Below are 8168 nucleotides of genomic sequence, written 5' to 3'. Positions count from 1 at the left end.
CCCGACGCACCGATGATCAACACCTTCTGGCCGGGCTCGACCCGCCCGTGGTCGCGCAGGCCTTGCAGGGCGGGCAAGCCGGAGATGGCGACCACCGCCGCCTGTTCGAAGGTGAGGTTCGCCGGCTTGGGCGCCAGCTTGTTCTCGGGAGCGCGGGCGTACTCCGCGAAGGCGCCCTTGCCGATGCCGAACACCTCGTCGCCGGGCTGGAACCTGGTCACGTCGTTGCCGACCGCCTCCACGACCCCGGCCACGTCCATGCCTGGAACGGGGGTCTTGGGTGCGCGGAGGCCGTAGCCGGCGAGGCGTATGGGGTACGGCAAGCCCGTCATGGCGTGCCAGACGCCCCGATCCACGCCAGCCGCATGCACGCGGACCAGCACCTCGTCGTCGGCGATCTGGGGCTTGTCGATGTCCCGGAGCTCGAGAACATCCGTCGAGCCGTAGGTGTCTTGGACGATCGCCTTCATGCACTGTCTCCTCGCTGGGGGCCGGTCCGACCGGCATCGGTGACGCACTTACGATGTACACTTACGATGTAAGCTACCCCGCCTGGCCCACCCCTGGGCGGCGCTGCTCATCATGTCGCGCTGCAACATCGGCCCGGGCATGACGCGCTACCTGGACGCGGCGCTCGGACGGCTGCGGGAAGGCGGCTTCTCGGTCGAGGAGACCCAGCAGGTGTCGGCCGACGTCCTCGGCCAACTCCCCGCGCACGAGTACCCCCACGTCGTCGAGGTCATCACCGAGATCATGCGGTCGGGACGCGAGGAGGACTTCGAGTTCGGGCTCGACCTGATCCTCGACGGTCTCCAGAGAACCCTCGACCAAGGCTGACGCCGTCGCCCACGCCCCACGTCAGCCCGTGCCTGAGTGGTCAGCTCGCTCTCGACGTTGCCCCGCAAATCCTGCTGCACACGGTGGGTGCGCCTGCCCTTGACCTGGTGGTATCGCCCGCCGAGAGGTTACGGGCAGGACCGCTGGTGCCCTGCTCAGGAGCCGGGTCAGGAGCCGGGTCAGGAGCTGGGGCTGGTGCCCCTCAGGAGCTGGGGTTGGTGCCCCTCAGGAGCTGGGGGCTGGTGCGCCTGCGCGCTGCTGCTCGACCGCGATGGTGTCCAGGAGCCCGAGGAGCTCCTTGACGTCGAGCGGCTTGGTCAGGAACGCCCGGACCCCCTGCTCGAGCATGTGCGCGATCAGGCTCGGCCTGGCATCGGCGCTGAGGATCACCACCGGGACCTCGGCGGTCTTCGGGCTGGTCTGCAGGCGACGGAAGACCTCCTCGCCAGACATGTCGGGAAGATGGAGGTCGAGCAGCACCAGGTCGGGGTGGTGCTCGCTGGCCAGGTCCAGGCCGAGCTGGGGCCGCATCGCCGAGATCAGCGTGACGCCCGGACGCCGGCTCAGGACCTGCTCGACCAGCTGCAGGTTGGACAGGTTGTCCTCGATGTACAGCACGGTCAGCGTCGGCCCGGCCCGCCGGGAATGGTCCTGAGCGGCCGCGGAGCCGTCCTGGTCGCGCTCGGCGCGCTGGACCGGGCTCTCGGCCAGCGGCAGCTCGACCCAGAAGGTGCTGCCCCGCCCGAGGGTGGTCGCCACCTCGAGGGCGCCGCCCATCGCTTCGGCCAGGCCCTGGGACAGGGGGAGGCCGAGGCCGGCGCCCTCGACGCCGAGCTGCTCGCCCCCGAGCCGCTCGAACGGAACGAACAGCTGCTCCAGTGACTCGGGCGCGATGCCCGGCCCGGTGTCGATGACCTTGACGCGGAGCCGCTCGCCCGCCCCCCGCTCGCAGGCCAGCTGCACGCTGCCGCCCGCGCGGTTGTACTTGACGGCGTTGGACAGCAGGTTCAGCAGGATCTGCTTGAGGCGCTGGCGGTCACCCAGGACGTGCTCGGCGCACCTCTCCCCCGAGCTCACCAGCAGGACGCCATGCTGGTCGGCCAGCGGCCGGATCAGGCCCACGGCCTCGGCGACCACATCGGCCACCGCGACCGGCTCCAGCGACAGCGGCAGCCGCCCCGCCTCGATGGCGGCGATGTCCAGCACCTCGTTGATGAGGGCGAGCAGGTGGCGCGCTGCTGACAGGATGTGGCCCAGGCTCTCGCGCTGGTCGGTGCGCAGCTCGTCGAGCTCCAGCAGCTGCGCGAAGCCGAGGATCGCGTTCAACGGGGTCCGCAGCTCGTGGCTCATCCGCGACAGGTACTCGCTCTTGGCGGTGTCGGCTGCTCGCAGCCTGCGGTTCGCTTCCTGCAGGTCCCTGGAGCGCTGCAGGACTTCGGCCTCCATGCGGGCGTTGTGCTGCTGGAGATCTGCCGTGAGCTGCTGCTGCTCTGTTCCGAACTGCTTGAGGAGCACGAACTCCGTGACGTCCTCGACGCGATGGATGATGCAGGCGAGGTTCCCGTCCGCGTCGAGGACCGGCGAGTTGAGCGGGCTCCAGTACCTGACCTCGAATGCTCCGCCTTCGGAGTCGGGGCGCCGGATGTCGTACTTCTGCACCGCCATCGTGTCGGCAACCCGGTCCCGCCGCACCCGGTCGAGCGAGGCACGCAGGTTCCCCACGCCGGTGGCCTGGGGGTCGTCGGGGTTGTCCGGGAAGACCTCGAAGAGCGCCCGCCCGAGGATCTCCTCCCGCCTGGTCATGGTGGCCGTGAGGTACGCGTCGCTCACCGCAACGATGACCAGCTCCGGGTCCAGAACGAGGTACGGGCCCGGCGCCGCCTCGAACAGGGACTTGAAGTCCAGAGAACGTGCGCCCGGGGACTCGGAGTCGAGCGGGCGTGCGCCCAGGGACTCGGAGTCGAGCGGGCGTGCGCCCGGGGACTTGGAGTCGAGCGGGCGTGCGTCGTCTTGGAGCCCCATCAGACGTGCGCTTTCGGCTTGGGCTCGCCAGCTGGGTCGCCGGCGGGGCCACCCCCGTCGACAGGCACGAGCCTGCCGGGAGGAGGCCCTTGGACTCCCGTGCGCCGCATCTTGCCCCACTGCCCCTTCTTCCACTGGACCTGGATGGTGGCCAGGGTGCGCTCGAACGCGAGGAACTGCCGGTAGCCCAGGAACTCGAAGAAGGCGGCGACGAAGATGACGACGCGGTCCCGCATGCGCGGGTAGCGGTTGGACAGGAAGACCTCGACGCCGGCGGCGAGCTGGGAGAGCAGCATCCCGTAGAGGACGGCGAGCAGCACGAACAGGATCGCGAACCGGGGGCTGATGAAGCCCGTCAGCATGCCGATCACCACGATGACGTAGCCGGACATCTCCACCAGCGGGGAGAGCGCCTCGAAGAACCAGAAGTAGGGGACGGCGACCATCCCCAAGCGGCCGTAGCGAGGATTGAACAGCATGTCCTTGTGCTTCCACAGCGTCTCGCAGAGCCCCCGGTGCCAGCGGTTGCGCTGCCGGCGCAGGGTGCCGAGGTCGGCGGGCACCTCGGTCCAGCAGATGGGGTCGGGGGTGAAGCGGATGTTGTAGGGCTTGCGCTCCCGCAGGAAGTGCTTGTGGAGCCGGACCACGAGCTCCATGTCCTCGCTCACCGTCCCGACCAGGAAGCCGCCGGCCTCCAGGACCGCGGTCCGCCGGAACAGCCCGAAGGCTCCGGAGATGATGAGCAGGCTCTTGAAGTGGCTCCACCCGGACCGGCCGGTGAAGAAGGCGCGGGCGTACTCGAGGATCTGGAAGCGCTCGAGCCAGCGCTTCGGCATGACGAGGTCGGTCACGCGCCCGTCCCGCACGACGGCGGCGTTGAGGGGCCGGATGGTCCCCCCCACCGCCACCAGGGTCTCGTCCTCGACGAACAGGCGGGTGGCCCGCAGGATCGCCTCGGCGTCCAGCATGGAGTCGGCGTCGACCGCGGCGAACAACGGGTAGCGGGCGAGGTTGAGGCCGGCGTTCAAGGCGTCGGCCTTGCCGCCGTTCTCCTTGTCGACCACCACCAGGTGCGGATGGGTGAGCGAGCGGAAGGTGCGGCGGATCGGGGCGGTCGGCAGGTCCTGGCGGGTGGCCCATGGCTGCTCCGCCAGCGCGAAGGCGTCGATGAGCCGCTGCATCGTCTGGTCGGTCGAGCCGTCGGAGACCACGATGACCTCGAACTCCGGGAACTGGAGGGCAAGGAGGGAGCGGACGCTCCCGACGATGCTCACCTCCTCGTCGTAGGCCGGCACCAGGACGGAGACCGGCTTGTAGACGTCCCGCTCGAGCAGGTCACGCAGGCTGCCCTGGGAGAACTCCCTGGCGAAGATGATCACGCTCGCGCGCAGCCCGACGCAGCAGAACAGCCCATACAACAGGTTGAGCCCGGAGAAGTAGACCAGCAGCATGTACTGGTAGAGCGTCAGCGGCACGTCCCACACGGATCAGGCCACCCCCTTGACCAGACGGGCGGCGGCTGGGTCAAGCACACCCGTCTCTAGAAGAACCTGCACGGCCATGTCGCGGGCGGCCCGGTCGGGATGGGTCTCCGCCGCCCGCCTGACGGTCGCCACGCCGTCGTCGCCCAGGCGTGCCAGCGAGGCGGCCGCCGCCCGGCGTACCCACCAGGAGGCGTCCCCCAGCCGGGACTCGAGCGCCGGGAGCACCGCCCCGGCCGAGAGGAAGGCTGCCGCATGGGCGGCCTGGACCCGGACGAAGTCGACCTCGTCGTCCAGCGCGGCCAGGAGCGACGCCTGCGCGCCTTCAGGGACCGACCCCAGGCGGTGCAGGGCGCGGAAGGCGGCCGCGCGCAGCTCCGGGTCCGGATGGACGGTGGACGCGGCAACCTCCTCGGCCATGTCCGCCAGGCCGAGCCGCCCGGTGGTCTCGAGCACGACCCAGCGCAGCGAGTCATCCAGGTCGGGCTCGGCCATCAGGTCGCGCAGCACCACGCCGGCCCTGGTCTCGAGGAGCAGCAGCGACTCCTGGACCACCCCCGGCTGGAGGGAGGCCCCCTGAAGCGCCTGGATGAACCTGCCTGCCGGGCCGTCCCGCCCCGGCTCCGGTGCCATGGTCGCCAGGGTGCCGGCGGCAGCCCGGACGGCCATCCGCCGCACCACCGGCTTGGGGTGCTGGAGGAGCGAGAGCAACGGGTCGAGCGCCTGCGGCAGGCGTGCCTTCCCGAGGCCCTCGATCGCGTCGAGCCGCGCCGCGAGGTGTCCCTTCTGCAGCTGCCGCAGGAACAAGCGGTCGACGCCGTGGCGCTCCAGCACCGCCTTCAGCCTGTCGCCCTCGTCTCCCTTGACGACCTCCAGGAGGCTGAGCACCGCGTCCACCGCGGCTCGGGGCAGCCGGCGCAGCCTGGGGGTGTCGGCAGCCGCCTCGGCGGGGACGTCCTCGAGCGCGAGCGCGATCCACCGCTCGGTCCACTGGTCGAGCCGTTCCACGTGCCACCGGTCCCGCAGCGAGCTGGTGAAGTGGTAGGTGAGGAGGTAGAGCCCGAGCAGCGCCAGCGCCGACGCCGTGGAGGTCACCGTCGCGAGCAGCACGCCCTCGACCCGCGTGGATGCGATGCCCGTCGCCCTGCCCAGCAGGAACGAGAGGCTCAGCCAGCCGAGCGCGAGCGTCTCGAAGCCGAAGATCGCGAGGGTCACCAGGGTGTAGGCGGCGTCGCCGTAGCGACGCCACATGTGCAGTTCCACTCAGGTCCCCTGACCCTGCCTGACCACCTGGCGGTCGAGGCGGAGGTGGAGGAACCGCGTCTCGAGCAGGTTCTGGATCCGCAGCAGCACCTCGGTGCGGTCGAACGGCTTGGTGACGAAGTCCTTCGCCCCGGCCGCCAGCGCCCGCCGCTTGACCTCAGGCCTGATGTCGGCTGTCAGGATGATGATCGGCAGGAAGGTGTCACGCGGAGTCCGGCTCTCGAGCTGCTCCATCACCGCGAAGCCGTCCAGCCCGGGCATGTGGAGGTCGAGCAGGACCAGGTCGGGCTCGAACTCGTCGTAGAGGGCCGCGGCCTTGTACGCGTCGCTGGTGCTCCTGACCTTGCTGTACCCGTCCTGCTGGAGGATGCGCTCCAAGAGGATGACGTTGACCCGCTCGTCGTCCACGACGAGGATCCGGGCATCAGTGGTACGCGGCGTCTGCGTCAACTTGGCGTCCCTCCTTATTGGCAACGATGGGCAAGCTGTCGGCTTGGCCAAGGGTCGGCTTGAGCAACGATGGGCAAGTTGTCGGCCTGGCCGAGGGTCAGCTTGAGCAGATCGCGGCTGTCGCGGGCGATGTTCGATTCGCGAGGGCCATGTGCGCCTCGCCGGCCGGGCGTCACCCTGACCCTCAACTGCACCGCCAAGCCGCCGATGAGCCTTCATCGACCGCGACGACTCGTCGGGAGGAGCGTGGATGCGCAGAGCGACCCTCGCCAGGATCCTCGTCTGCACTGCCGTGATCTCGCTTGTCATGGGCGGTACTCAGGCCGCCGTCGCCGGACCCTCCTCGGGTGCGAGGAAGCTGCAGCGTCACGGACTCGCCGTCTACGAGTGGCACAGCATCAGCGAGCTCGCCAGCGGCGCGAGCCGTGCGCGCCTTCGCTTCCTCCGCCGGCATGGATTCACCACCGTCTACATCGACCTCGGCGAGTACCTCGATGTCGCCGATCTGCCGGATACCCCTGAACAGCAGGCCCGCCTCGGCGAGCTCAGCCTCAAGATCAAGCAGTTCGTGGCGAACGCCTCGAGCTTCGGCCTGGCCGTCCACGCAGTCGGCGCCAGCCCCACCTGGACCGAACCCGAACGCCGCTACCTCGGGCCCAAGCTCGTCCGGCTCGTCGGTCAGTACAACGCCACCGCCACCGCCAGCGAGCGCCTCCAAGGCGTCCAAGTCGACATCGAGCCGTACCTGGACCCGAGCTTCTTCGACGACGAGCAGTCCGCGCTGGTCGCCTACCTCGAGACGCTCCAGGGCATCGTGCAGGCGTATCAGGAGGTGCACGCCCAACCCGTCAACGGCCGCCTGCAACTCGGCTTCGCCATCCCCTTCTGGTTCGACGGGGAAGGCGAGTCCCCCGGCCCGGTCACCTTCAACGCAGCGACCAAGCCTGCCGCCTTCCATCTCATCGACATGCTGAAGGACCTTCCCGACGCCTACGTCCTGGTGATGGCCTACCGCAACTTCACGTCGGGCCGCGACGGATCCATCAGGCATCTCCGGAGCGAGTTCCGTTATGCGAGCTCGGTGGGGGCGAAGTCCGGGATCGTGGTCGGCCAGGAGTTCGCCGAGGCCGAACCTGCGAAGATCACCTTCCACGGTCTCGACCGCAGCGCCTTCGAGAAGGCGGCGAAGAAGATCACGAAGACCTACGGCCACCTCCCACAGTTCCGAGGCCTGTCAGTCGACGACGTGGACGCATACATGGCCGCCGACGACTGACAAGCCGCGTCCCCGCATCCTGGTCACCGCCAGCGGCGGGCACCCGGTCAGCATCCTGGTCACCGCTGGCAGCGGGCACCCGGTCAGCCATGCCGGGTGCCCGCCGCTGGCCTTGCTGCGGGAACGTGCTCAGGGCCGGCGGGGCTTGGTCGGGTCGGCGCCCGACTGGTCTGCGCCTGGCCGCACGAGCCCGGACTCGTAGGCGAGCACGACGGCCTGGGTGCGGTCGCGCAGGCCGAGCTTGGCGAGGATGCGGGCCACGTGCGTCCTTGCGGTGTGCTCGCTCAGATACAGGGTCTGGGCGACCTCGGCGTTGGACAGGCCGCGGGCGAGCAGCTTGAGCACCTCGACCTCCCGAGGGGTCAGGTCGGCCAGCCCCGCAGGGAGTTCGCGGTTGGCCGGCAGGCGGCGGCTGAACTCCTCGATCAGCCGCCGCGTCACCGAGGGGGCAAACAGCGCGCCGCCCGTTCCTGCACCACCAGGGGTCTCATGCGGCGACGGTAACCCGCCTGGCGCTGCTGGTCATCACCCTGGCTGCGGATCAACCCGGCCCGAACATCGCCCTGGCTGCGGACCCGAGATACCAACCGCGGGCGACGCCACGGCAAGCCCGCCGCTCTAGCCTCGAACCGACCGTCAAACACCCACACCTTGGAGGTGAACGATGTCGGACAAGACCACGGCCCGCCTGGCAGGCACGAGCGGCATCCTGTACGCGAGCCTGCTCTTCGGCGCCAGCTTCATCGCAGATCCCGGCCTCAGGCTCCGCGTCGCCGTGATCGGCCTGGTACTGTTCGTCCCCTTCCTGACCTACCTGTGCGGCGTCCTGCGCCGAGCCG

Annotated in this window: 7 protein-coding genes and 1 pseudogene; 2 read left to right on the top strand and 6 right to left on the bottom strand. The window is 69.7% G+C overall.

The genetic code is table 11. The annotated features are described in order from the left end of the window. The coding region (locus VG276_18845; GenBank protein HEV8651391.1) for an NAD(P)-dependent alcohol dehydrogenase at window positions 1-470 on the bottom strand (470 nt) is incomplete at its 3' end. A 112-nt stretch (window positions 471-582) separates the two neighbouring features. On the opposite strand from VG276_18845, the gene VG276_18840 reads away from it, so the two are divergent. Beyond that, complete coding sequence (locus tag VG276_18840; GenBank protein ID HEV8651390.1) at window positions 583-837, top strand: TetR/AcrR family transcriptional regulator C-terminal domain-containing protein; 255 nt, start codon at window positions 583-585, stop codon at window positions 835-837. A 225-nt stretch (window positions 838-1062) separates the two neighbouring features. Here the strand turns inward: VG276_18840 and VG276_18835 are convergent, their stop codons facing one another. The 4 genes from VG276_18835 to VG276_18820 are packed head-to-tail and all read right to left on the bottom strand — an operon-like array spanning window position 1063 to window position 6053. Then, on the bottom strand, window positions 1063-2859 hold the full coding sequence (locus VG276_18835; protein HEV8651389.1) for an ATP-binding protein: 1797 nt from the start codon (window positions 2857-2859) through the stop codon (window positions 1063-1065). Next, window positions 2859-4343: a glycosyltransferase gene (locus VG276_18830; protein HEV8651388.1), complete on the bottom strand. Its 1485-nt coding sequence runs from the start codon at window positions 4341-4343 to the stop codon at window positions 2859-2861. Before VG276_18830 ends, VG276_18835 begins: the two co-directional genes overlap by 1 nt. A 3-nt stretch (window positions 4344-4346) precedes the next feature. Next, window positions 4347-5591, bottom strand: a complete 1245-nt coding sequence (locus tag VG276_18825; protein HEV8651387.1) for a HEAT repeat domain-containing protein — start codon at window positions 5589-5591, stop codon at window positions 4347-4349. Window positions 5592-5603: 12 nt separating this feature from the next. Next, complete coding sequence (locus tag VG276_18820; GenBank protein ID HEV8651386.1) at window positions 5604-6053, bottom strand: response regulator; 450 nt, start codon at window positions 6051-6053, stop codon at window positions 5604-5606. A 250-nt stretch (window positions 6054-6303) separates the two neighbouring features. Here VG276_18820 and VG276_18815 point away from each other — a divergent pair, with 250 nt between their 5' ends. Next, entirely contained in the window at window positions 6304-7329 is a 1026-nt protein-coding gene (locus VG276_18815; GenBank protein HEV8651385.1) for a hypothetical protein, read from the top strand. A 129-nt stretch (window positions 7330-7458) separates the two neighbouring features. Here the strand turns inward: VG276_18815 and VG276_18810 are convergent. Next, window positions 7459-7794, bottom strand: a pseudogene (locus tag VG276_18810) (response regulator transcription factor). Window positions 7795-8168 lie beyond the last annotated feature (374 nt).

The sequence above is a fragment of the Actinomycetes bacterium genome, assembly GCA_036000965.1.
GTDB lineage: Bacteria > Actinomycetota > CALGFH01 > CALGFH01 > CALGFH01 > DASYUT01.
The sequence above is the reverse complement of the archived record's forward strand: the minus strand, read 5'-3'. Positions and strand labels throughout refer to the sequence as shown.